The following is a 24208-nucleotide window of genomic DNA, read 5'->3' on the forward strand; positions in this document are numbered from 1 at the left end:
AGCGTGGAAGCATTCAACAACAAAGACGGACTCTATTTCATCGTCGAGGAAGGCCAGTTCAACCTCGGTGACTTCGGTAAGGCAAAGCAAATGATCGAGCTCGCCGGTAAGACCGGTGCCACGGCCATCGAATTCCAGCTTGCCTATGCCGATGATTTTTATATCAGGGCCGAGTCGGGCCATGCCATTTACAAAACGCGTGAGTTCAGCGACGCGCAGCTGCAGGAGCTGGTGGATTATACCCACCAGCACGGCCTCCAGTTTGTAGCCACCTGCCTCAGCCACAAGCTGGTGCCCAAGATGGCTGCCTTCGGCGCCGACACCTTCAACGTGAATGCCTCCGACATCAACAACGCCCACATCGTGGACGCGGTGGTGGCAACCGGCCGCCCGTTCTTCGTGGCAACGCCGCTGGCAACGGAAGAGGAGATCGCCTGGGTGGTGAGCCGCATCCGCAGCCAGAAACCCGACGCGCAGTTCGTGCTCCTGCACGGCCAGCACTCCATGGCCTCCGGCCACGAATGGGTGGAGCCCGTCGATACTTCGCTCGGTTACCTCAAAACGCTGAAAGAAACCTACGGCGTGCCCGTGGGCTTTATCGACCATACCCGTGTTGACTGGATGCCTGCCGCCGCCGTAGCCGCCGGTGCCTCCGTCATCAGCAAGCACATCACGATGAGCGCCGTATTCCAGGGGCCTGACTGGGCCATCTGCCTGGAGCCGCCCGTGATGAAGGAAGCCATCGCCCGCGCCCGCGCCGTGCATGAAAGCATGAAGGTGAACGCGAAGCACCTCGCCAAAGGCGAGGACCTCGACCGCACCGTGATGCGCCGCAGCGTGGTGGCCCTGCGCCCCATCGCCGCCGGCAAAGTCATTGAAGGCGAAGACATCGGCTTCAAGCGCCCCGGCACCGGCATTTCGCCCGATAAAGCTGCTGCCATCGTTGGTAAAAAAGCAACCCGTGATATTTCGGAGGACGAACTGTTTTCCGCGGACATGTTTCACTAAGAGTTTATGAGCACATTGAAAGGACGCGTTGCCATCATCGGCGGCGCCAGCAAAGGATTAGGTAAAGGATGCGCGCTTTCGCTCGCCGGCGAGGGTGTCAACATCGTGCTCTGCGCCCGCAACCAGGAAGTCCTGGAGGCAACGGCTGAAGAGATCCGCGCCCTGGGCGTGGACGTGTTGCCGCTGGCCGGAGACATGGCGGATGCCGCATTCAACGAGCGCGTGGTAAACGAAACGATCGCGCGCTTCGGCCGCATCGACATCCTCGTGAACAACAGCGGCGGGCCCACCGCGGGCACCTTCCGCAGCATGAAGGAAGCCGATTATGACAAGGCCTACCAGGGCGTGCTGATGTACGTGATCCGGATGACCAACCTCTGCGTGCCGCATATGGAAAAAGGCGGTTGGGGACGCATCATCAACATCACGTCGCTGTCGGTGAAAGAGCCGGCGGAAACCCTAGTGCTGTCGAATGTTTTCCGTGCCGGGGTGGTGGCCTTTGCCAAGTCGATCTCCAAAGACCTGATCCGGCACAATATCACCGTCAACAACCTGTGCCCCGGTGCCTTCAAGACCGACCGGGCCAAGGAGCTCATTCAAAAGGCCGCCGAGGCCGCGGGTAAAACGCCCGAGCAGGTAGAGACCGAGAACCAGGCCAAGCTGCCCCTGGGCCGCTACCAGACGCCGGAAGAACTCGGCGCCTTCGCGGCTTTCCTGTGCACCGATATCGCCGGCGGCATCACCGGCACAACCATCCAGGTGGATGGCGGCATTTCAAACGGACTATTATGATCATCGCATTCGTGCCTTGCCGGCTGAAGTCCTCGCGGCTGCCCAACAAGGCGATAAAAGACATTCACGGCGTGCCCGCTATCGAGCGCGCCTTGCTCAACGCCACCGCCATCCCCGAGGTGGACAAGGTGGTGCTGGCCACGTCGACCAACCCGGAAGACGATGCGCTGGAAACGCATAACCTCGGCGGCGAGGTGCTGGTGGTGCGCGGCTCGGAAGAAGACGTGCTGTCGCGCTGGATGCCCGTCATCGACCAGTACGAGCCAGAGCACGTGATGCGCATCACGGGCGACTGCCCGCTGGTGCCCGCGGAACTTGCCAGCCTGATTATCAACTCGCACCTTAAAACAGGTGCCGAAGCCTCGTTCACGCGCTCGCCGGTGGCACTCGGACTCACCTGCGAGATCTACAAGACCTCGGCGATCCGGAAGCTGCGGGAGCTGTTTCCGCAAACGAATTACAGCGAGTATCTCATCCTGTATTTTCTCAACAACCCCCACCTGTTCCAGATCAACGAAGTGCCGGCGCCGGAAAAGTTTATCAAGTCCTGGCGCCTCACACTCGACGAGCAGGTGGACCTCGATCTTTTCAACGAGCTGTATGGCTGGCTCGACGCGGGCCGCCGCGCCGTGTCCTTCGACGAGGTGATCCGCTTCTTCGAAGCCAACCCCGAAGCCGCCGCCATCAACCAGGGCATCGAGGTGAAGTACCGCGACAACAAAGCCCTGATCGAACATCTTAAGGAAATGACTTCTTACAAGGAGCCTGTGAAATGAAGTATTGCAAGAACTGTCTGAATGTTGATACCCGTCCGAACATCAAGTTTACCGAGGACGGACTTTGCCCGCCCTGCGCCAACTACCTGCACCCGCAGGAGATCGATTGGGACGAGCGCCGCGAGGAGCTGAAGGAGGCTATTGAGTTTGGCCGCCAGCACAGCAACTCGGGCTACGATTGCATCATCGGCGTGAGCGGGGGCAAAGACAGCACCCGCCAGGCGCTGTATGTAAAGGAAGCCCTGGGGATGAATCCCCTGCTGGTATCGCTCAACTACCCGCCCGAGCAGATGTCGGAGCGTGGCGCGCGCAACCTGTCGAACCTGGTGTCGCTGGGCTTCGACTGCGTCAACGTGGGCTGCTCGCCGCAGATATGGCGCAAGCTGATGCGCACCGCCTTCTTCGAATTCGGCAACTGGGCCAAGGCCACCGAGATCGCCCTCTTCAGCTCGGTGCCCCGCGCCGCCATCGCCTACCAGATCCCGCTGATCTGGTGGGGAGAGAACGCCGCCGTGGTGCTCGGCGACCTGGGCATGAAGGGTAAGTCGGGATCCGACGGCAACCGCCTCAAGTACAGCAACACGCTGGCCGGCGGCGACATCAGCTGGATCCTCAAGGAAGGCCTCTCCAAGCACGAGGTGCTGCAGTATACCTACCCGTCCGACGAGGAGATGGAGCGCGCCAAGCTGCGCATCGTGTTCCTCGCGCACTTCTGGAAAGACTTTTCCATCTACACCAATGGCAACGTCACCTCCATGCGGGGCCTCGACGTGCGCCCGGAAGATATTCACGGCAATGCCGACCACTGGGGTACGTCGATGCTCGACGAGGACTTCTTCATTATGAACATGATGATCAAGTGGCTCAAGTTCGGCTTCGGACGTGCTTCCGACAATATCAACGAGGAGATCCGCTACGGGCGCGTGAGCCGCGAGGAAGGCATCCGCATCGTGGAGCTTTTCGACGGCAAGTGCTCGAAAGAGATCATCGAAGAATTCTGCGACTACATCGAGATCTCCGTGAAGGAGTTCTGGGAAGTGGTGGACCGATATGCAAACAAGGAGCTTTTCGAACGCAAGTCGGAAGGCGTCTATATTCCTAAATTTAAAGTTGGTACAGGCTTATGAGCAAGCTCAGGATCGTACTGATCGACTATGGCGTCGGCAACACGCGTTCGGTGGTGAACGCGATCAGCCAGCTCGACTACCGCGTGAGCATTTCCGACAAGGTTGCCGACATCAAATCCGCCGATGCCCTGGTACTTCCCGGTGTCGGCGCCTTTGAAACCGTGATGAGCAACCTGCGCTCGCGCGGGCTGCAGGAAGTGCTCAACGAAGAGGTGCTGGTAAACCAGAAGCCCATCCTCGGGATCTGCGCCGGCATGCAGATGCTGGCTACTTCTTCGGAGGAGAACGGCCATCACGAAGGCCTCGACTGGATCAAGGGCCGCGTGGTGAAGCTCGACCTGCCGGCGCAGTACAGCGTGCCGCACGTGGGCTGGAACAATATCTCGGTGCTGAAGAAAGACATTCTCTTCACCCGCCTCGAGAACGACAGCCACTTTTACTTCGACCACAGCTATCATTTCGTGCCCGACAACCCCGCCCATATCGCGGCTACCTGCGATTACGGCGTCAACGTGACGGCAGCCGTTCAGGACCGGCACATCTTCGGCGTGCAGTTTCACCCCGAGAAGAGCCAGGTCAACGGTCTCAAACTATTTCGTTCGATTTTTAGCGGCTTAGCACAATATGCTTAAGAAAAGAATTGCGGCCTGCCTGCCGGTTTACAATGGCGTAGTGGTGCAAAGCATCCGGTTTAATAAATACCTGCCCGTAGGACGACCGCCGGTGATCCTGGAGTTCCTCAACAAGTGGGGCATCGACGACGTGATGATGGTTGACATCACCGCGCGCAAACGCGGCGAGCGTCCCGACTTCGGGATGTACCGCCTCGCCGCGCAGCGTTGCCAGGTGCCGCTGGCCATCGGCGGCGGCATCAACGACCTGCACGACGTGGAGGAGCTGATCATGCGCTGCGGCGCCGACAAGGTTTCGTTCAACCGGGCGCTGTTCACCAACACCGAACTCATTACGGCCGTGGCCAAGGGCTACGGCGACCAGTGCGCGGTGGTGTCGATCGACGCGGTAAAGACAGACGACGGCTACCGTGTGTTCAATTACCTCGACAAGAGCAACGAGGCCATCACGCCCGCCGACGCGGCCCGCAAGGCCGTTGACCTCGGCGCCGGCGAGATCCTCATCAACTCGGTGGACCGCGACGGCACCTATACCGGCTACGACCTGGAGCTGATCCGCACGATCACCGACGCGGTGCATGTGCCGGTGATCGCCGCCGGCGGCGCACGCAACGCCAACGACATGCTGCAACTGCTTAACGAAGTGCCCGTATCGGCCGCGGCCGCCGGGAACTTCTTTCACTTCACCGAGCACAGCGTCAACATCACCAAGCGCCACCTGCTGAACAACGGCGTGGACCTGCGCCTGGAAACACACGCCGACTACGCCGAAAGCACCGTCGATGAATCGCTGCGCCTGCTGAAGAAAAGCGATTCGACATTGGAAAACCTGCTGTATATACACATCGAGAAGGAGATCATATGAGGTTTTGTAAACGTTGTTTGTACCCGGAAAATCATCCGCTCAACCTCGTGTTCGACGAGGAAGGCATCTGCAGCGGCTGCCGGGTGCACGAAGAGAAAGACGTGCTGGACTGGAACGAGCGCGGCGAAAAGCTGCGGACCGTCCTGGAGCAGTACCGCTGCAAGTCGGGCAATAACTACGACTGCATCATCCCGGTATCGGGCGCCCGCGATTCACACTTCATCGTGCATACGGTGAAGAACGTGTACGGCATGAACCCGCTGCTGGTAAGCTATAACAAGCATTATAACACCGATCTCGCCTACCGTAACCTGGCCAACCTGCGCATCAAGTTCGACTGCGACTTTATGATGCTGACGGTGAGCCCCGAGAAGGTGAAGAAGATCACGCGGGCCACGATGCGCCGCTTCGGCAGCATGTACTGGCACTGCATCGCCGGGCAAACCGTGTACCCGGTGCAGATGGCCGTGCAGCTCAAGATACCGCTGATCGTATGGGGCGCGCACCAGGGCGTTGACCAGGTGGGCATGTACTCGCACCTCGACGAAGTGGAGATGAGCCGCAAGTACCGCAAGGAGCACGACCTGATGGGCTACGAAGCCGAAGACCTCGTAAATGTCGAATACGACAACGTGCGCGAAAGCGACGTGTTTGAATTCGCCTATCCCGACGACAAAGAGATCGAGCGTGTTGGTGTACGGGGCATTTACCTGAACAACTACGTCCGCTGGGACAGCAAGGCGCAGCACGAGGAGATGATCCGCCTGTATGGCTATGAAACCGCGCCGCAAACCCGGACCTTCGATACCTACAACGACGTCGACTGCTTCAACTACTCCGACGTGCACGATTACATCAAGTATATCAAGCATGGCTACGGCAAGGTGACCGATCATGTGGCCCGCGAGATCCGTCTCCGCCGCATGACCCGCGAGCAGGGCGCCGAGCTGATAAAACAATACACTACGCGCGAGCCGCGCAACCTCGGCTTGTTCCTCGACTGGCTCGGTGTTGCCGAAAACAGCTTCAACTACCTCATCAACCAGTTCCGCAACCCGGCCATCTGGCGCCGGAACGACGACTGGAAATGGGAGCGGAAGATTGACCTGCTGCCCCCGGGCGAGGACGCTGCCGCCATCGACCGTGCGCGCCTGGAACTCATGCCCGGCGCGGACCCCAATTTTGTGCTGACACCCAACGGCCGGCCCGGATACAACGACGATCATTATATCCTGATCGGGAAAGGGCACTACCGGAAAGCGACGATATGAAGATCCTGCTGATTGTGGAGCCGCTGCGGAAAGACCTGTACGCGTACCTGAAGGATACGCCCGGCGTGGAATGGGAACTGTTGTGGCACGAAGGTGCCGAGCAGATGTCGGAGGTTGACTGGGAGTCGCTCCCCATCCGCTTCGGCGCGGTGCATTACTGGAAGAAGTTCAGCACGCCCGCCGACCTGCTGCGCCGGGTTAAGCCCGACCGCATCGTGCTTTTCGAGATCATCGACCTGCGGCAGATCGCGCTCATTACCTACGCCAACTACAAAGGCGTGTCGACCTACTTCCTCGAGCACGGCGCCGCCGGCAGCCGCGAGACCGCCATCGTGCGCTGGGGCGAGATCACCTTCCGCAAGCAGAAGCTGCCTTACCTCGTAAAGCGCTTCTTCGGCCGCTTTGGTGACGTCGTCAAATCAAAATGGTTCTACTACGGTGCCCGCCCGCGCTTCAGCACGCGCGCAGCCGCCCGGAAATACCGGATGCTCCCGGTGCGCATGCTCAAGGAAGCGCCCAACAAGGTGCTCGCCGAGAATATGTTCGCCGAGCGCATACCGAAGCGCTGTATCGTGTTCAACGAAGCGAATTACGAAGAGTTTGCGCTGTACACCGGCGTAAAGAAAGAGCAGTGTTATTTTACCGGTGTGCCCTTCTTTGACGAGTACTATTCGGTTTCGCGAAGCGACAAGGGGCATATCGTCTATATCGACCAGCCTTTCTACGAAGAGAACCTCGTGGGCTGGACGCAGCCGCACCACGAGCGGATCGCAAAGGCACTTATCGCCTTCGCGGCGCGCCACAAGGTGAAGCTCTATATCAAGCTCCACCCGCGCTCGAGCCGCGCCGCCTGGGAAGCATACAACTTTGACCCGGATCACGTGGAGATCATCCAGCATGGCGACTTCCACCAGTTGTATATGGATGCCCGCCTGCTGCTCGGCTACAGCTCGAGCCTCATCAACGGGCTGCTCTGCGCGCAGAAAAATATGGTCATCCTCGGGTGGCACCCGGTACCGCATGTTTTCGGTGCCGACTTTTCCGCCACCGGGCTCTGCCACCTGTCGCTCGACCCGGCCGACCTCGAAACAAAATACGAATACTGGGTTACCAATAACCTGGCTATCCAGAACAAGGAAGCCTATCAGGATTTCCTCATGCGCTTCAACTATCCCTTCGACGGCAAGGCCACCGAGCGGGTGATCCAGGCGCTGATTCAACCATGAAGTTCCTCAAGCAGCTTTCCTTATATACGATCGTAGGCGTTGTCAGCGCGGGGGTGAACTTCTTCATCATGCCGGTGCTTTCGCATTACCTGAGCCCGGCCGACTACGGGCTTTTTTCGCTTTTCAACTCCTATATCTCGATCCTTATCCCGATCGTAAGCCTTTCGGCTTACAGCATCATCAACGTAGACTACTACACCAAAAAGGACGACCGCGCCTTCGCCCGCCAATTCAGCTCCCTGCAGCTGATCCCGGTGTTCAACGCGCTGGTGCTGGCCATCGGCGCCTGGCTCTTTTACAGCCGCCTGATGGCGCCGCTGGAGCTCGAGCGCGCCGGGAGTCACTGGGGTTATATCATCATCGCACTGACCCTCATCAGCATCTTCAACGAGCAATTCAGCGTCTTCCTGGTGATCCAGAAAAAGGCCGGCCTGTTCGCGTTTTATTCCCTGCTTAAAACAGCGCTGGAGATCGGGCTCACGGTGCTCTTCGTGGTAAAGCTCGATATGGGCTGGGAAGGCCGTATGTATTCCTGGCTGATCGGCTCGCTGGTGCACTTCGTGCTCGGCACCCTGTATTTCTACCGGCAAGGTATGCTCACCACGCAACTCGAATGGCGCTACGTGCGACAGGGCCTTCTTTTCGGCGCGCCGCTGGTGCTGCACGGCGTGGGCAAGTTCGTGGTGAACCAGTCCGACCGGCTCTTCATCGTGAAGCTGGTGCCCCATGGGCTCGACGAGGCCGGCATCTACGGCATCGGCTATACGGTTGGCATGCTGGTCATGGTGGCGATCAACGCATTTTTCAATTTCTACACGCCGTTCCAGATGGAGAAGCTGGCCGACGGCTCCAGCGAAAGCAAGCTCCAGATCGTAAAGGTGGGCTATGTTTACGTCGGCATCAGCGTAGCCCTGCTCGCCGGCCTCGCCATCTTCTCGCCGATCCTGTTTCACTACTTTATCGATGAACGCTACGCCGGCGGACTCAAATACGTTTTCTGGGTTGGGCTGGGCTACATTTTCTGGGGCGGCTACATGCTGTTCTCGGGTGTTATTTTCTACCTCAAGCGCAGCGGCATCCTCGGATGGCTCGCCATTTTCAATGTCGTTTCCAATATTCTCTTCAACCTTTTCTTCATCCGCTATTTCGGTGCGATCGGCGCGGCCTATGCAACGGCCCTGTCCTTTTTCCTGCTGATGATGGTGGTGGCCTGGATCGCGCAACGGCTTATTCCCCTGCCCTGGCTTCAGTTCAAGAAAGTAAAACAAGCAGCCCTCTCCTGACCATGAGTAAGCTTACTATCGTTCACGTCATCGATTCGCTGCGCACCGGAGGCGCTGAGATACTGCTTAAGAATACGGTCAACCTGCTGGCGGGTCATCGCCACGTGATCGTATACCTGCTGCACGGCGGCGAGATGTCGGGCATCACCGGCGAGGACGTCGAGTTCGTCTGCCTGCACCACAAAGGCTGGGGCTCGCTGCACACCACGGCAGGCAAGCTGCGGGCGGTGATCAAAAAAGAAAAGGCCTCGCTGGTGCACTCGCACCTCATTGTGAGCTCGCTCATTGCGCGCCTGGCCATCCCCCGCAACACCCCGCTAGTCACCACCATCCACAGCACGCTCAGCATCGATGCCTTCAAGAAGAACCGCCTCAGCCTCTGGGCCGAACGGCTCACGCTCCGCAACCGGCACGTGCTGGTGGGCGTGTCGCACTTCGTGCTTGAAGACTACCTCGCGTTCGTGCGCTTCAGCGGCAGGAAGTATGTGCTTTATAACTTCATTCCCGACGCTTTCTTTCAATACGGGGCCGCGCCGAAGCCGCAAAGCGACGTGCTGCGCTGCGTGGCCGTGGGCAACCTGAAAGAGGCGAAGAACTACGCCTACCTGCTGGAGGTGATGGAGCATTGCAAGGAGCACCGCATCCAGCTGGATATCTATGGCGAAGGCCACCTGCGCGGCGCTTTGCAGCAGAAGATCGATGCCGAGGGGCTGCCGGTGCGCCTCTGCGGAAGCGCCTCCGAGCTCAAAGGCCTGCTGACGCAGTACGACCTGTTCATGCTGGCCTCGCACCAGGAAGGCTTCGGCATCTCGGTGGTGGAAGCCATCGCGCTGCGCCTGCCCGTGTTCATCAGCAACATCAAGGTGTTTGAGGAAGTGACGGGCGGGCACGCCCACTACTTCCCGCTTGACAGCGCCGCGGCGGCCGCAAAGCTGCTGCAGCGTTTGGAGACCGACATTACATTCCGTACAATGCATGTGGACGCGGCCTACCATTATTGCAAAAAGCTTTACAACCAGGCGGCCTACCGCGACAGGATCGAACATATTTACGGCGACGTGATCTCGGGCACCTACACGACACCTCCCGTGCCCGCCGACGCCCTTGCCTAGCCCTTAACTTTGCGGTCTTCCCGCGGAATCAAAATAAAACCCAGAATTTATGTGTGGCATTGCCGGTTTCTTTACGAAAGGCCTCACGCACCCACAGCTCCAGGATACAACGGATGCACTCGTGCACCGCGGCCCCGACTCGGGCGGCTATTTCTATGACGACTGCGGCATCGGCCTCGGCCACCGCCGCCTCTCCATCATCGACCTCTCCGAAGGCGCCAACCAACCGATGGCCTCGGCCAACGAGCGCTACGTGATGATCTATAACGGCGAGGTGTACAACTTCAACGAGCTGCGCGAAAAGCTGCCGGGTCATGCCTGGAAAACGCACGGCGACTCGGAGGTGATCCTCGAGCTCTTCGTGCGCTACGGCGCCGAAAGCTTCGCCTGGCTCAACGGCATGTTCGCCCTCGGCATCTACGACAAGCAGGAGCAGGTGCTTACCATCGCCCGCGACCCCGTGGGCATCAAGCCGCTGTTTTATTATTACGACGGACAGTCGTTCAGCTTTTCCTCGGAGCTGAAGTCGATCAAAAAACTCTACCCCGGGCTGAAGGTAAACCGTGAGGCGATCCCCTTCTTCCTGCACCTGAGCTATATCCCGGCGCCGCTCACCATTTACGAGAACGTACATAAGTTTCCTTCGGGACACTATGCCGAAGTGCGCCTCGCCGGCGACACGCCGCGCCTGTCGGAGATCAGGCCCTTCTGGCAGCTGAGCGACCATATCAAAAGCAGCCTCGTTACCGACGAAGCGGAGGCAAAGCGCCTGCTGAAAGACATCCTCTTTGGCGCCGTGGAGCGCCAGCTCATTTCCGACGTGCCCTCGGGTACCTTCCTCAGCGGCGGCATCGACAGCAGCACCGTTACGGCCATTGCATCCAAGGTTTCGGAGAAGAAGGTAAAGACATTCAGCATCGCCGTGGTGGACGGGAAGGTGAACGAGGCGCCCTATGCCGCGGCTATTGCCAAATACCTCGGCACCGAGCACTACGAGCTGCCCATTCACCAGAAGGACATCATGGATATGGTGCCCGACCTGCTGGGTGTGTACGACGAGCCCTTCGGCGACACGTCGGCCTTCCCGACGATGCTGGTGAGCAAGCTCGCGCGGAAGCATGTAACCGTGGCCCTCAGCGGCGACGGCGGCGACGAACAGTTTTACGGCTACGGCACCTACACCTGGGCACAGCGCCTGCAAAACCCGCTGCTCCGCGCCCTGCGCAAGCCGCTCTACGCCGCCAGCCGGATGGCGCCCGACTATTACAAGAAGGCCGGCCGCATGCTGGGCTATGAAAAGGAAAGCCTGATCAAAAGTCATATCTACGGCCAGGACTACTTTCACAGCGCCGAGCTGAAGCGCCTGCTGACTTTTAACGGCTATTCACTTGAAGCTTTTAACCAGGACGTGGAAAGCGTGCGCCCGCTGAGCGTACGCGAACGACAGTCGTTCTGGGACCTCGCCCATTACCTGCAGGACGACCTGCTGGTAAAGGTGGACCGCGCCTCGATGAAATACTCACTCGAGAGCCGCGTGCCCCTGCTCGACCTGGAGGTGATCAAGTTTTCGCTCAACCTGCACGAAAGCCTCAAGGAAAAGAACGGCCAGTCGAAATACCTGCTGAAGCAGGTGCTCTACGACCTGGTGCCGCAGCAATATTTCGACCGTCCCAAATGGGGCTTCGGCATCGCCCTCGACAAGGCACTGCAACAGGAGCTGCGCCCGCTTGTGGAGCAATACCTGACGAAGGCCGTCATCGAAAAGCACGGCCTCGTCAATACACGCGAAGCGCTGGCCCTCAAAGACCGTTTTTACAAAGGCGAAAACTCTTCCTACTTCCGCCTGTGGCTCCTTACGGTGCTGCACTGGTGGCTGGAAGAAAACGGGTAAGTGGTCTATTAGTCTATTGGTTAATTGGTAACGCGTTCTTCGCAAACCCGTTTATGATTTCCAGACTTCGTTTAGCACATTGCCCCATTAGCACATCACCCCATTACCCCATTCAATGAACGTTGCTGTATTCGGCTGTAACGGCTACCTCGGCCAGCATATCGTGCACTACCTGCTGCACGAAAAGGGCGCTGCCGTCACCGGCTTCGACCTGCAGGAGGGCTATAGCGGCACCGACGCCATTGCCTACCGCAAGCTCGATATTACGGATGCGGCGCAGGTGCGCAGCATCGAGGAAGGCTTCGACGCCATTTACTATTTCACCGGGCTTACCGGCACCGATATTTCCTTCGAGCGCTACGAGCTGTTTGTGCAGGTGAACGAGCTTGGCCTGTTGCACCTGCTGCAGCAACTCCGCGGCTTCACTAAAAAGCCGAAGATCATTTTCCCCTCCACGCGGCTTGTATACAAGGGCGTGGAAGGCGTGCCGCTGGCCGAAGACGCGGAAAAAGAATTCAAAACGATCTACGCTTCATCGAAATACAACGGCGAGCAATACCTCGAAATGTACCGCAACCTTTTCGGGCTCGATTATACAATCTTCCGCATCTGCGTACCCTATGCCAACCTCGTTGCGGGCGCGCTGTCGTACGGTACCATCGGCTTCTTTCTCGACAAGGCCCGCAAGGGCGAGACGATCTCGCTCTTCGGCGACGGCGGCCTGCGCCGCACCTTCACGCATGTGCAGGACCTATGCCGCCAGATCGTGGAAGTGGCGCAGCTGCCCGGAAGCAACGGGCAGACCTTCAACACCGACGGCGAAACGTATTCGCTGAAGGAGGTCGCCACCATGATCGCCGGCAAATACGGCGCCGGCGTGCAGCTGGTACCCTGGCCCGAGAAAGCGCTGAAGCTCGAATCGGGCGATACCATCTTCGACGCAACCCGCATCCGCTCCCTTTTCCCGCAATCCTTAACCTACTCACTTTCTCAATGGATCAACGACTAAGTCCTTCATCCGGCACGCATTTCAACCAGAATGCGCAGCTTCTTTTCCTCCGCTCGGCCCTTACGCTCGACAATCCCTTCAACGATACCCAAAAGGTGCTGGAATGGGTGCAGGAGCGCAACCGCGAGGTGAAGGTCAACGTGGAGCGCATTCCCTTTGCCACGATGCGCAACTGGTTCCTGGATGAGGCCAACATAAAGCTGCAGCACCAGTCGGGCAAGTTCTTTACCATCGAGGGCATCAACGTACAAACGAATTCGGGGCCCGTGCCCGAGTGGGACCAGCCCATCATCAACCAGCCCGAGGTTGGCTACCTGGGCATCATCACCCGCGAGTTCAACGGCATCCTTTACTTCCTGCTGCAGGCCAAGATCGAGCCGGGCAACGTCAACAACGTGCAGCTGTCGCCGACGCTGCAGGCCACCAAAAGCAATTACACCAAGGTGCACCAGGGCAAGACGCCCAACTACCTCGAATACTTCACCGACCGCGGCCGCTGCGAGATCCTGCTCGACCAGTTGCAGTCGGAGCAGGGTGCCCGCTTCCTGCGCAAGCGCAACCGCAACATCATCATCAAAACCGAAGAAGACATCCCCGTGCTGGAAGATTTCTGCTGGCTGACGCTGGGGCAGATCAAGCAGCTGATGCGGATGGACAACGTGGTGAATATGGACACGCGCACCGTGCTGTCGGGCATCTCGTACGGCAGCCACTCCAACGAAACGGTGCAGTTCTACAACCTGATCAACCGCGGCGACACCGCGCCCGGCCCGCGTTTCCTTACTTCGGAGCTCAATGCCGAAGTGGCGCTGCACACACCCGACGCGATCATCCACTGGTTCACCAACCTCAAAACGCGCTACGACCTTTTGGTGAAGCCCCTGCCGCTGCATTCGGTGCGCGACTGGGTGATTGAAGAAGACCAGGTGCGCCATAAAGACGATAAATTTTTCCGCGTCATCGGCGTGCGGGTGGAGATATCCAACCGCGAGGTGACCAGCTGGGACCAGCCGCTCATCGAACCGGTGCAGGAAGGCATCTGCGCCTTCATTGCCAAAGAGATCAGGGGCGTGCTTCACTTCCTGGTGCAGGCCAAGGTGGAGAGCGGCAACTTCGACATCCTCGAGATGGCGCCCACCGTGCAGTGCATCACCGGGTCGTACCGAAACGAGTACAGCCTGCACAACCTGCCCTACCTGAGCTACGTGCTGGAGGCAAAGCCCGAAACGATCGTGTACGATACGCTCCAGTCGGAGGAAGGCGGCCGTTTCTACCGCGAGCAGAACCGCAATATGATCCTGCTTGCCGAGGAGAACTTTCCGGAAGAAACGCCCGAGAACTATATCTGGATGACGCTTCACCAGATGAAGACCTTCATCAAGTTCAACAACTACCTCAATATCCAGGCGCGCAGCCTCATTGCGGCGATCGCGTTTCAATGACCTCACCCCCCTGCCCCCTCTCCGTTCTGGAGAGGGCGAGTGCAGAACCCACATAGATTAATAGTTGTGGTGATTCTGTTCCCCTCTCCGTTCCGGAGAGGGGCTAGGGGTGAGGTTCTGACATCTAACATCTCACATCTGACATCTATGAAATGGGGAGTACTCGGGGCCGCCAACATCGCGGTCCGCTCGGTGATGCCGGCCATAAAGGCCATTAAGGAAAACGAACTCGTGGCCGTAGCGAGCCGCAGCCAGTTGAGCGCCGACGCGGCCGCCGCGCCTTTCGGCATTGCCGGCGAAGGCAGCTATGACGCCCTGCTGGATCGGAAGGATATCGAGGCCGTGTACATCCCGCTGCCCAACAGCCTGCACTATGAATGGGTGACGAGGGCCCTCGAAGCGGGCAAGCACGTGCTGGTGGAGAAGTCGGCCTTCGTTACGCTCGAAGAGGCGGAGTCGGCCGTTGCCCTCGCCCGCAGCAAGGGGCTCGCCATCGTGGAGAACTTCCAGTTTCAGCACCACAGCCAGCACCGCGCGGTGCGGCAGCTGCTGGCGGAAGGCGCCATCGGGCAGGTACGCTCCATCCGCGCCTCCTTTGGCTTCCCGCCCTTTGGCGGCGACGCCAACATCCGCTACCGGCAGGAGCTGGGCGGCGGTGCCCTGCTCGACAGCGGCGCCTATACCCTCAAAGCCACGAGCTTCCTGTTCGGCAGCAACTTCGAAGTGAAGGCCGCGCACCTTACCTACAACGAGCAGTACGGCGTCGACTGGTTTGGCGGCGCCTTCCTGGTGGACGAAGCACAGGGCCTCTTTTCGGAGGTAGCCTGGGGCTTCGAGAATTTCTACCAGTGCAACTACGAGATCTGGGGCAGCACGGGCAAGCTCACCGCCACACGCGCCTACACCGCCAAGTCAGACTTCAAGCCTTCCGTCATCCTCGAGCAGGCCGGCGGCACGCAGGAACTGGTGCTTGATGCCGATGACCACTTCAACAATATGCTGCTGCACTTCAACCGGATCGTGAAAGAAAAATCTTTCGATGAGGAGTTGGAGAAGATCCTCGTGCAAGCCCGCCTGATCGACGGCGTGCAAAGGCTGGGCGGCTTCAGATAATGTGCGGTCAACTAATTTCCGTAGCGGCGATGGAATAAGATCCCGATCGCGGGCGATCGGGATGACAGGGCTTGAAGAGAACAAAAGTGCGGCCCGCGGTGCTGTTCGCGGCTTTGCGACTGCCGGTCGGGCCGCCCGCAATCGCCTCCCGGCTACCTGTCATCCTGATGCGCAGCATCCGGATCTTAATCCGGCGATTCGGATGCGATTTCCAATTAACCAATAGACCAATTAACTAATAGACTTGAACACGACAGCTCCCAATGTACTGGTACTCGTGCAGGAATTCGGCCAGGGCGGCGCCGAAAAGGTGGCCGCCATGGTGGCGGAAATGCTGCAGGAGCGCGGCCGCGGTAAGGTGTATTTCTACGCCCTCAACCGTGCGGAGCGGCTGCCCGTTATCGAGGGCGTGGAGTGCGGCTCGCTGGACATCGTTCCGGCCGGCGGCATCAAGGGAAAGTTGCAGACCTATGCCGCGCGCATCGGCCGCCTGCGCCGCCTCAAGCAGCAGAAGAAGATCGGCCTTACCATCTCGCAGCTGTGGCCGGTAGACTGGATCAGCGCGCTCACCGGCAATGAGAAGAAGGTGGCCGTGATGCAGATCAACATCCTCAAAAACGAGCAGAATAAAGCAATGGTGCGGCTCCGCCCGCTGGTTACGTATATCTACAGGAAGTTCGATCGCATCGTGCTGGGCAGCAGCAACCTGCTGCCGGAACTCACGGGCTTCTTTCAACTGCCGGCCAATAAGCTGGAGGTAATTTATAATCCCATCGACACGGCCCGCATCGACCGCAACCGCGCCGAGCCGCTGCCTTATGGCCTCGAGGCGGCCTATGCAGCCAACCACATGCTGGTGGCCGCGCACCGCCTTGCGCCCATCAAGAACACGGAGAGCCTCTTTCCGGTGTTTACGGCTTTCAAAGACAAAGGCGTCAAGCTGCTGCTGATCGGGGAAGGAGAGGAGAAGGAGCGCCTGCAGCGCGATGCCGCGGCCGCGGGGCTGCGCTACACGCAGTGCGAAGAAGGATTCGATGCGTCGGCCGACGTGTACTTTCTCAACTTCCAGAAGAACATCCACAACCTGATCGGCCGCGCCGCCGCTTTTGTATTTCCCACGAAAGGAGAGGGGCTGCCGCTCGGACTGCTTGAAGCCCTTTACAGCGGTGCGCCCGCGCTCGTCAGCGACTGCGCCAACGGCGGCGTGTTTGAAGTGCTGCAGGGAAAAGGGGCGTGGCAGCCTGGCAGAAAGCAGGTGGAAAAAGCCAGCGGCTCTTACCTCATGCCCGTCCCCGACGCCGGCGATACCGGAAGCATTGCGGCCTGGCAGCACCAGATCGAAACCGTGCTCGCGCAGAGCCCTGCCGACCGCGCCCGCGACATCGAAGCCGGGAAAAGCCGTGCGCGCCATTTCGACAAGGAAAGCATCCGCAAGGAGTGGTACGCGCTTGTTGACCAGGTACTTAAGTAAACAAGGAGCGACAGCCTACCCGCCTGCTTCGGTATCCTTTTCAGCTCCGGGTGTGTAAATGCCTCCTCCGGGGGCCTAAATGCCTCCTTCGCCTGCATATCTGCCCGCTCCGGATGCCTACCTGTCAGCTCTGCCTGCCTACCTGTCATTTTTGGAACAATAACTGCGATTTGGGGTGATGTAAGTTCCTTCTCCGGCTGCCTACCTGTCATTCCGGGGCGCCGCCTTGTCAGCTGTGATTGCGTGTAAGCCATCTCCGGGCGCATAAAAGTCCAAACAGCTTTCTCGGAAGCTTATTTACCGTTCGAAGCACTTGTTTTTAGAAGGGTATTGGTGAATGCCGCAACTTGCAGCCGCAAACCGCCTTACCAATTGACCATTAGACAAACAGACCATGTCTCCAGATAAAACCGTTCTCTATCTATCCTACGACGGCCTTTCCGATCATATCGGCCAGTCGCAGGTGTTGCCTTATATCATTTCCTGTGCAAAGCGCGGCGTGAAGTTTCACCTGCTCACGTTCGAAAAGGCTGCCAACGCGGCCAAGATCGAAAAGATCCAGCAACTGCTCGACGAGCACGGCATCCTGTGGCACCGCATGGAGTTTACCGTGGGCCGCGGTATCCGCTACAAGGTGTACGACTTCCGCGCCTTCGTAACGAAAGCCTTTGCCCTGACGAAGAAGTACCGCTACGCGGTCATCCACAGCCGCTCCTACATCGCTTCCTGCGTGGGCTACCTCGTGAGCCGCCGCTACAAGGTGAAGCAGATCTTCGACAAGCGCGACTTCTGGATCGACGCGGTGGTGGAAACCGGCCGCCTCAAAACGAGCGGCTTCCCGCACGGTCCTGTGTACCGCGGCCTCCGCTGGTTTGAGCGCAACCTCTTTGAAAAAAGCGCGCACATCATCTCCCTGACGCACCGCGCGAAGGAGATCGTGCTGCAGAAATACCCGAACCGCAAACCCGAAGACATTACCGTTATCCCCTGCTGCGTGGATACCGGTCTGTTTGATCCCAGTCATATTCCCGCCGCCGACACCGAAGCCCTGCGCGCGCGTCTCGGGCTGAAAGACGCGACCGTCTTCGGCTACGTGGGCTCCATCGGCGTGGCCTATATGGTGCCCGAGCTGCTGGAATGCTTCAAGGCCATCAAGCGCAAGGTGCCCGATGCGCGCCTGCTCTTCCTCGTCAACAACGACCCCGAAGAGGTAAAGCGCGTGGCCGAGGAAGCGGGCCTGTCGCGCGAAGACATCGTGGTGACGTCGGCGCCGCGCGCCGAGATGCCGCTCTATATCTCTGCCCTTCATTACGGTCTTTTCTTTATCACGCCCACCTTTGCCAAGCAGGCTACTTCGCCCACCAAGAGCTACGAGATGCTGGCCATGGGCAAGTCGATCATCACCAATGCCGGCGTAGGCGATGCCGGCAAGATCTTCGAGGAGCTGGCCTGCGGCTACCTGCTGCCCGCCACCAATGCCGCCGAATACGAAAAGGCGGCTGCCTGGGTGGCGCAGCGCCAGCCGGTGGGCTGCAGTTACGACCTCGACAACTACTCACTGCAGTTCGGCGCCGACAACTACTTCCGTGTATACCAGAAATTACTTTCCTAAATGAGCACCAAGAAACGCATCCTTTTCATCAACCCTTACCCGCACGACAAGGCACCGAGCCAGCGTCTTAAATACGAGCAGTATTACCCGCATATCCGCGAAGCGGGCTACGAGATTGAATATTCAAGCTTTTACGACGACGAGATCTGGAAGGTGCTCTACAAGCCCGGTCACATTTTCGCCAAGGCCGCCGGCTTTGCGCGCGGCTATGCCCGCCGCATCAAAGACCTGTTCCGCCTGCGCCAATACGATGTGGTGTATATCCACCTGTGGGTGACGCCCATCCGCCCGGCCTTCTTTGAATGGCTGTACGGCAAGGTGGCGAAGCGGATCATTTACGACATCGACGACCTCGTGTTCCTGAAGGAAGCGAAGCACATTGCCTGGTGGCGCGGCATGCTCAAAAGCCGCAAGAAGCCGGTGCACCTGATGAAGAAGGCGAAGCACGTGATCACCTGCACGCCCTTCCTCGACGAGTTTACCCGCAAGTACAACCAGCACACCACCGATATCTCGTCGACCATCGACACCGATGCGTACAGGATGGTGAACAATTACCAGAACGACCACCGCCTTATTCTCGGCTGGAGCGGCTCGCATAGCACGGTGGCCTACCTGAAATTATACAACGACATGCTGCAGGAGCTGGCGAAGACGCACGACTTCAAGCTGCTGGTGATGGGCTCGGCCGATTACACAATTGAAGGCGTGGATTACGAAGCGGTGGCCTGGACGGCCGAGCGCGAGATCCCGACGCTGCAGCGCTTCGATATCGGCCTTTACCCGCTGCCGCTCGACGACCAGTGGGTGATGGGCAAAAGCGGCCTGAAGGCCTTGCAGTACATGTCGCTCGGCATCCCCACCGTGGCTACGGGCATCGGCGCCAACTACCGGGTAATTGAGGACGGTGTATCGGGCTACCTCGTAAAAACAAAAGAAGAGTGGGTCGAGAAGCTAAAATACCTCATCGACAACCCGTCGGAGCGCCGCCGCATCGGCACCGCCGCGCACGACCGCGTCGAAAGCCTTTACAGCATCAGGAAGAATGCACCGGTTTACCTGCGGATAATTGATTCTGTAGCGAACGACGCTCCTCTTCAGCAAGCATAGAATCGTGCTTTTCCTTCGCTTCGGCTGCCTTCTTCTGGTAGAGGAATACGAGGAAGAGAAAATAGAAGGGGAGACAGGGGATCTTGTAACGCACCAGCGTGCCGAAGTTGGCCGCCGCCATCCCCGTCATGAAGGCGAAGAGACCGGTGAAGAGCAGGCAGAACTGGAGGATGGGGTTGTTGGCGATGATGCGGAAGGTGGAGCCGATGCCGCCACGGAAAATGAGCTTCACCGTAAAGTACAGCACCAGCATACTCTCGATGGAGGCCACGAAGATGAAGATCTTGCCGTACTCCCAGGGATAGGGGCGGAACAGCGTCAGGTTGATGCCCACCGGGATGGCCGCGAGGATACCGAGCGGCGAGCTCAGGTCGACGTTGAGTTCGTAGGAGGAACCGGCCACGCCACCGTACATCGTGATGGAGTTATACGTGTTGGAAGCCGTTTCCAGGGCGTTTTCAACCGAATAGCGGCCCAGCAGCTCATTGGCGTTGCTCAGGAAGAGAAACATACCGCCGGCCGCAAAGATGAGTACGAAGGGCGTTGACAGCACCCGCACCGCATCGTTGCGGATCTTGTGCTTGAGCGAGTTGAAAACGAAGAGCAGGAAGAAAGGTACAAAGGCGGCGAAGATGTACACCTTCACGCTGATGATGAAATAGGCCGCCAGGGCGAAGCCCAGGAGGTTGATATAAACGCGGCGGGGCTTCACAAAGGTGTAATAGCCCGTGACGAACAGCCAGCAAAGGGCGCTGAAGGTGATGGTGTCCTTGAAGATCGAGGAGTCCCACACCAGCACCGACGGAATAAAGATGGTGCAGAAGGCTGCTAGGCGCGTCTGGATCTCGAACTCCTTGCGGATGAAAATGAAGAAGTTCCACAGCGCGATATAGGCGAACATGCAGAAGAACAGTGAGAGCGGCAGGAACATGTCGAAGGTGAGGAAGTTCAGCACGCCGCCCACCTTGGCCACGAAGAAGGATTCGTCGGCGAAGAGGTAGAAGTTCTCCGAGTTGAGACCGTCGAGGTTGGTACTGTTGAAATCCTTGATCCCCGAGGTAAGTACATGCCAGATCTCGCCGGGATGTTTCTGGAAATAGCCCGTAAGCACCGTGGCACCCTCGAAGTACCAGCGTCCGTCATACATACCCCGGTAGTAGAGTTCGTAGATAAGTCCGATAGCCACGCTCCCGATGAGCTTCAGTATCATTCCCTGCTGGAAGAGCTTGCGCAGCTCCGGCTCGTTCGCATGCTTCCGTTTGAAGTAAAACTGCAGGAAGCCGGCTATCGCCAGCAGGTAAAAAGGAAGCGCTACATAGTCGTACCAGAAAATGAAGTAAGTCAGTAAATACATTCGGGAGCTGCTTTTCGGGAAGCCGTAAAGGTAGCATGCCCGTCCCGGAACACGCTTTATAATTTATTTAAATCTTTAGTCTCAGAATATGCCCCGTGTTGTTTGTGTGCTGAACCGGCTCGTCATTGGAGGGCCCGCCATTATTGCCGCCTACCTGACCCATTACGGGCAGCCCGATTTTGAAACACTCATGGTCATCGGCGGACGCGACGACCACGAGCAGGACGCTTCTTTCATCACCGAGCGCTATGGCATCAAGCCGCTGGTGGTGCCCGAAATGCGGCGGGCTATTTCCTTTGGCCAGGACCGCGCCGCCTATCGCCGCCTGAAGGAGATCATCCGCGACTTCAAGCCCGACATCGTGCACACGCATGCTGCCAAAAGCGGGGCCCTCGGCCGCCTGGCGGCCTTCGCCTGCAAGGTGCCGGTTACCGTGCACACCTTCCACGGCCACGTGTTTCACAGCTATTTCTCGCCCCTCAAAACCCGCTTGTTCATCGAGGCGGAACGCTACCTGGCCCGCCGCTCTTCGGGCATCATTGCCATTTCGGAGCTGCAGAAACAGGAATTGACGCGCGACTTCCGGATCTGCAGCCCCGACAAGATCCGCGTGATCCCGCTGGGCCTCGAGCTGGCTCCCTTCCGCGACGACCAGGACGTCAAGCGCGCTACGTTCCGCCACCGCTTCGGTATCGCCGACGATGAGATCACCATTGGCCTCGTGGGCCGCATCGTGCCGGTGAAGAACCACGCGCTCTTCCTGGCCATGGCCGCCGAGGTGGCCCGCAATACCGGGCGCCGCCTTCGCTTTATGCTGATCGGTGACGGCGATGAGCGCCCCGTTGCAGAAGAAGAATGCCGCCGCCTCGGGCTTGACTATACCTACTACCCCGAAAACCCGCGCCGGGCCCTGGTGACCTGCACCTCCTGGCAAACGGATATGGACGCCGTATATGCGGGCCTCGACCTTGTGCTGCTCACCTCGCACAACGAGGGCACACCCGTGTCGCTCATTGAAGCGCAGGCCGCGGGGCGGCCGGTGGTGGCCACCAATGTGGGCGGCGTTGCCGACACGCTCGAGGACGGACGGGGTGGCTTCCTGGCACCCGCGGGCGACGTGGCGGCGCTGGCGGCACACACGCTCCGGCTGATTGAAGACGAGGGCCTGCGCAAGACAACGGGCATCGCCGGCCGCGAATTCGCTACCCGTACTTTTTCGGTAGAAGGCATGGTGGCGCAAACCAAAAATTACTACAACGAGCTCTTAAACAACGCCCGCCGCTAACCGGCAATTGCGTTCATCCACTGGAACGGCTGCTTCGTCCACAATGCAGCACATTAGCCGATTTTAATGCTTTCTTAATACGGTTGGCGGTACTTTCGTAGTCCACTACACGGACCGAAACTCACCAACTGAATGACGCTCTTCCGAAAGTTACTGCGTATATCCTGTTACACCTTACTCCTGATCCTGGTAGTGGGGTTTTTCGCGATCCCTTCGCCTCCGAAGAACATCTACATCAGCTATGGCGACAAATGGGATGCTTACGACGGCAAGCTCTTTTACCGTCTCCTCACCGTCGACAAGATCGTTGCTTATGCGGACTCGATCGAAGGCGGCAACCGCCAGGATACACTGGGCTATGTGAAGACGCTCGGCAATATCGTGTCGCAGCGTTTTTACCACGGCTACAGCTATTACACCTTCCGCCACAACTGGATCGCCTACACTGCCAGCAAATTTGTCTGGAAAGACCTCAACGCGATCGTTCTCCCCAACGACATTCTGCAACACAGCAACGCTGCCTGTTCGCAGGTATCGATCGTGCTGGCCGCCTGCCTGCAGAAGGCCGGCATTTCGTACCGCAAGGTGGGCTTTACCGGGCATTTTGCCCTGGAGGCCCGCGTGAACGGCCGCTGGTGCTTCCTCGATGCCAACCTGGAGCCAAAGCTTCCCGAGGGCTGCCATTCGGTGACCGAGCTGCTGGCCAACAACCAGATGAAGGAAGCCTACAGGGGCCGCATCAAGCCCGACCAGTTTGCCTGGTTCGACAGTAAAGTGGAGCTGGGTCCCGTTAACGTCAACCTGGCACCGAAGGCTGCCTTCTTTCACCGCGTGACCTACGCGCTTTCCGTTTTCATTCCCATCGCCCTCTTGCTGTTCGTCGGCTTCGATGTACTGCGCCTGCTCAACCGCCGGATCCGCCGCCGGGAGGCTGCCCTTGCCGGTAAGGAATCATTGGCCGGCGCCGCCGACGTTGCGGCCAAAAGCAAGGCGCAACCGGTAGCGCTCACCAATTAACCCCGCTCCCGGTTGCCGGCATTCCGCTAAATTAGCAGCGTGTTCCTCTCCCGACTCTTCAGTAAAAAGAAGCCCGCGACCTCCCGCACCGACCTGAGCTGGCTGGGCACCGACATGCACTCCCACCTCATCCCGGGCATCGACGACGGGGCTGCCGACCTCGACGCGGCGCTCGACCTCGTCCGCGGCTTCCGGCGCCTCGGCTACCGCAAACTCATCACCACCCCGCATATCCTGTGGGACCTGTACCAGAACACGCCCGCCATCATCGGCGCCGGGCTGGAAGAGCTGCGCGCCGCCGTTGCCGCCGAAGGAATCGATATCGAGCTGCACGCCGCCGCCGAATATTTCGTTGACGAGCACTTTGCAGCGGAAGTGGCCGCCCCGGCACCCCTGCTGAGCCTCGACGGCAACCTGGTGCTGGTGGAGGCTTCGGCTATGTCGTTTCATACCGAGTTCAAGCAGATCGTGTTTGACCTGCAGCTGCGCGGCTACACGCCGGTGATCGCGCACCCCGAGCGCTACATCAGCCTGAAGAAAGATCCCGGCTATTTCGACGACCTGCGCTACAACGGCTGCCTGTTTCAGCTCAACCTCATGTCGCTGGCCGGGCACTACGGCGAACTCAGCAAGGAGCTCGCCGCCCGCTTCATCAAAAAAGGCTTTTATGATCTGGCTGGCAGCGACCTCCACCATGCCCAGCACTTCCCGGTGATTGAGCGGGCCGCGGCCTCGCCGTTGCTGGCCGAACTCCGCGACTCGGGCCGCCTCCGCAACGCGGAGCTCTGAACGTGAACCATTTTGCGTTTTGT

General features: G+C 58.9%; 21 protein-coding genes. 20 read left to right on the forward strand and 1 reads right to left on the reverse strand.

Features of this window, described 5'->3' with window-relative positions:
- Positions 1 to 3: 3 nt before the first annotated feature.
- From EPD60_RS09230 to EPD60_RS09310, 17 genes are all read left to right on the forward strand, one after another.
- Positions 4 to 1008, forward strand: a complete 1005-nt coding sequence (locus EPD60_RS09230) for an N-acetylneuraminate synthase family protein (protein WP_131449049.1) — start codon at positions 4 to 6, stop codon at positions 1006 to 1008.
- A 6-nt stretch (positions 1009 to 1014) separates the two neighbouring features.
- Positions 1015 to 1800 carry an SDR family oxidoreductase gene (locus EPD60_RS09235; protein WP_131449051.1) on the forward strand — a complete coding sequence of 262 codons (786 nt, stop codon included), beginning with the start codon at positions 1015 to 1017 and terminating at the stop codon, positions 1798 to 1800.
- A complete protein-coding gene (locus EPD60_RS09240) occupies positions 1797 to 2576 on the forward strand; it encodes a cytidylyltransferase domain-containing protein (protein WP_131449053.1) in 780 nt (259 codons plus the stop codon). The genes EPD60_RS09235 and EPD60_RS09240 overlap by 4 nt, the downstream gene beginning before the upstream one ends.
- Positions 2573 to 3703, forward strand: coding sequence for an N-acetyl sugar amidotransferase (locus EPD60_RS09245; RefSeq protein WP_131449055.1), 1131 nt, complete (start codon positions 2573 to 2575; stop codon positions 3701 to 3703). Before EPD60_RS09240 ends, EPD60_RS09245 begins: the two co-directional genes overlap by 4 nt.
- Positions 3700 to 4335, forward strand: a complete 636-nt coding sequence (hisH, locus tag EPD60_RS09250) for an imidazole glycerol phosphate synthase subunit HisH (RefSeq protein ID WP_131449057.1) — start codon at positions 3700 to 3702, stop codon at positions 4333 to 4335. Before EPD60_RS09245 ends, hisH begins: the two co-directional genes overlap by 4 nt.
- Positions 4328 to 5200: an imidazole glycerol phosphate synthase subunit HisF gene (gene hisF / locus EPD60_RS09255; RefSeq protein WP_131449059.1), complete on the forward strand. Its 873-nt coding sequence runs from the start codon at positions 4328 to 4330 to the stop codon at positions 5198 to 5200. The genes hisH and hisF overlap by 8 nt, the downstream gene beginning before the upstream one ends.
- 17 nt (positions 5201 to 5217) lie before the next feature.
- Entirely contained in the window at positions 5218 to 6471 is a 1254-nt protein-coding gene (locus EPD60_RS09260; RefSeq protein ID WP_207896587.1) for an N-acetyl sugar amidotransferase, read from the forward strand.
- The gene (locus EPD60_RS09265; protein ID WP_131449063.1) at positions 6468 to 7697 is read left to right on the forward strand and encodes a polysialyltransferase family glycosyltransferase; all 1230 of its coding nucleotides are present in this window, start codon (positions 6468 to 6470) and stop codon (positions 7695 to 7697) included. The genes EPD60_RS09260 and EPD60_RS09265 overlap by 4 nt, the downstream gene beginning before the upstream one ends.
- A complete protein-coding gene (locus tag EPD60_RS09270; protein WP_131449065.1) occupies positions 7694 to 8980 on the forward strand; it encodes a lipopolysaccharide biosynthesis protein in 1287 nt (428 codons plus the stop codon). The genes EPD60_RS09265 and EPD60_RS09270 overlap by 4 nt, the downstream gene beginning before the upstream one ends.
- A gap of 2 nt (positions 8981 to 8982) precedes the next feature.
- A complete protein-coding gene (locus EPD60_RS09275; protein WP_131449067.1) occupies positions 8983 to 10092 on the forward strand; it encodes a glycosyltransferase in 1110 nt (369 codons plus the stop codon).
- 49 nt (positions 10093 to 10141) lie between these two features.
- A complete protein-coding gene (asnB, locus tag EPD60_RS09280; protein WP_131449069.1) occupies positions 10142 to 11983 on the forward strand; it encodes an asparagine synthase (glutamine-hydrolyzing) in 1842 nt (613 codons plus the stop codon).
- A 115-nt stretch (positions 11984 to 12098) separates the two neighbouring features.
- The gene (locus tag EPD60_RS09285; RefSeq protein ID WP_131449071.1) at positions 12099 to 12992 is read left to right on the forward strand and encodes an NAD-dependent epimerase/dehydratase family protein; all 894 of its coding nucleotides are present in this window, start codon (positions 12099 to 12101) and stop codon (positions 12990 to 12992) included.
- The gene (locus EPD60_RS09290; protein ID WP_131449073.1) at positions 12977 to 14434 is read left to right on the forward strand and encodes an NDP-hexose 2,3-dehydratase family protein; all 1458 of its coding nucleotides are present in this window, start codon (positions 12977 to 12979) and stop codon (positions 14432 to 14434) included. The genes EPD60_RS09285 and EPD60_RS09290 overlap by 16 nt, the downstream gene beginning before the upstream one ends.
- A gap of 147 nt (positions 14435 to 14581) precedes the next feature.
- Positions 14582 to 15547: a Gfo/Idh/MocA family protein gene (locus EPD60_RS09295; protein WP_131449075.1), complete on the forward strand. Its 966-nt coding sequence runs from the start codon at positions 14582 to 14584 to the stop codon at positions 15545 to 15547.
- Between the two features lie 244 nt (positions 15548 to 15791).
- The gene (locus EPD60_RS09300; RefSeq protein WP_131449077.1) at positions 15792 to 17018 is read left to right on the forward strand and encodes a glycosyltransferase; all 1227 of its coding nucleotides are present in this window, start codon (positions 15792 to 15794) and stop codon (positions 17016 to 17018) included.
- A gap of 394 nt (positions 17019 to 17412) precedes the next feature.
- A complete protein-coding gene (locus EPD60_RS09305; RefSeq protein ID WP_131449079.1) occupies positions 17413 to 18630 on the forward strand; it encodes a glycosyltransferase in 1218 nt (405 codons plus the stop codon).
- Entirely contained in the window at positions 18631 to 19740 is a 1110-nt protein-coding gene (locus EPD60_RS09310; RefSeq protein ID WP_131449081.1) for a glycosyltransferase family 4 protein, read from the forward strand.
- Here EPD60_RS09310 and EPD60_RS09315 read toward each other — a convergent pair.
- Positions 19667 to 21094 carry a hypothetical protein gene (locus tag EPD60_RS09315; RefSeq protein ID WP_131449083.1) on the reverse strand — a complete coding sequence of 476 codons (1428 nt, stop codon included), beginning with the start codon at positions 21092 to 21094 and terminating at the stop codon, positions 19667 to 19669. The genes EPD60_RS09310 and EPD60_RS09315 overlap by 74 nt on opposite strands.
- Before the next feature lie 88 nt (positions 21095 to 21182).
- On the opposite strand from EPD60_RS09315, the gene EPD60_RS09320 reads away from it, so the two are divergent.
- The 3 genes from EPD60_RS09320 to EPD60_RS09330 all read left to right on the forward strand — a co-directional run bounded on the left by EPD60_RS09320 (position 21183) and on the right by EPD60_RS09330 (position 24185).
- Positions 21183 to 22379, forward strand: a complete 1197-nt coding sequence (locus tag EPD60_RS09320) for a glycosyltransferase family 4 protein (protein WP_131449085.1) — start codon at positions 21183 to 21185, stop codon at positions 22377 to 22379.
- Between the two features lie 132 nt (positions 22380 to 22511).
- Positions 22512 to 23396, forward strand: coding sequence for a hypothetical protein (locus EPD60_RS09325; RefSeq protein ID WP_131449087.1), 885 nt, complete (start codon positions 22512 to 22514; stop codon positions 23394 to 23396).
- A gap of 39 nt (positions 23397 to 23435) precedes the next feature.
- A complete protein-coding gene (locus EPD60_RS09330; protein WP_131449089.1) occupies positions 23436 to 24185 on the forward strand; it encodes a tyrosine-protein phosphatase in 750 nt (249 codons plus the stop codon).
- Positions 24186 to 24208 lie beyond the last annotated feature (23 nt).

Source organism: Flaviaestuariibacter flavus, from assembly GCF_004337505.1.
Taxonomy (GTDB): domain Bacteria; phylum Bacteroidota; class Bacteroidia; order Chitinophagales; family Chitinophagaceae; genus Flavisolibacter; species Flavisolibacter flavus.

Coding starts and splice junctions, on each gene's coding strand:
- EPD60_RS09235 (WP_131449051.1), top strand. CDS start 1,015: ATGAGCACATTGAAAGGACGCGTTGCCATCATCGGCGGCGCCAGCAAA.
- EPD60_RS09240 (WP_131449053.1), top strand. CDS start 1,797: ATGATCATCGCATTCGTGCCTTGCCGGCTGAAGTCCTCGCGGCTGCCC.
- EPD60_RS09245 (WP_131449055.1), top strand. CDS start 2,573: ATGAAGTATTGCAAGAACTGTCTGAATGTTGATACCCGTCCGAACATC.
- hisH (WP_131449057.1), top strand. CDS start 3,700: ATGAGCAAGCTCAGGATCGTACTGATCGACTATGGCGTCGGCAACACG.
- hisF (WP_131449059.1), top strand. CDS start 4,328: ATGCTTAAGAAAAGAATTGCGGCCTGCCTGCCGGTTTACAATGGCGTA.
- EPD60_RS09265 (WP_131449063.1), top strand. CDS start 6,468: ATGAAGATCCTGCTGATTGTGGAGCCGCTGCGGAAAGACCTGTACGCG.
- EPD60_RS09270 (WP_131449065.1), top strand. CDS start 7,694: ATGAAGTTCCTCAAGCAGCTTTCCTTATATACGATCGTAGGCGTTGTC.
- EPD60_RS09275 (WP_131449067.1), top strand. CDS start 8,983: ATGAGTAAGCTTACTATCGTTCACGTCATCGATTCGCTGCGCACCGGA.
- asnB (WP_131449069.1), top strand. CDS start 10,142: ATGTGTGGCATTGCCGGTTTCTTTACGAAAGGCCTCACGCACCCACAG.
- EPD60_RS09285 (WP_131449071.1), top strand. CDS start 12,099: ATGAACGTTGCTGTATTCGGCTGTAACGGCTACCTCGGCCAGCATATC.
- EPD60_RS09290 (WP_131449073.1), top strand. CDS start 12,977: ATGGATCAACGACTAAGTCCTTCATCCGGCACGCATTTCAACCAGAAT.
- EPD60_RS09295 (WP_131449075.1), top strand. CDS start 14,582: ATGAAATGGGGAGTACTCGGGGCCGCCAACATCGCGGTCCGCTCGGTG.
- EPD60_RS09305 (WP_131449079.1), top strand. CDS start 17,413: ATGTCTCCAGATAAAACCGTTCTCTATCTATCCTACGACGGCCTTTCC.
- EPD60_RS09310 (WP_131449081.1), top strand. CDS start 18,631: ATGAGCACCAAGAAACGCATCCTTTTCATCAACCCTTACCCGCACGAC.
- EPD60_RS09315 (WP_131449083.1), bottom strand. CDS start 21,094: ATGTATTTACTGACTTACTTCATTTTCTGGTACGACTATGTAGCGCTT.
- EPD60_RS09320 (WP_131449085.1), top strand. CDS start 21,183: ATGCCCCGTGTTGTTTGTGTGCTGAACCGGCTCGTCATTGGAGGGCCC.
- EPD60_RS09325 (WP_131449087.1), top strand. CDS start 22,512: ATGACGCTCTTCCGAAAGTTACTGCGTATATCCTGTTACACCTTACTC.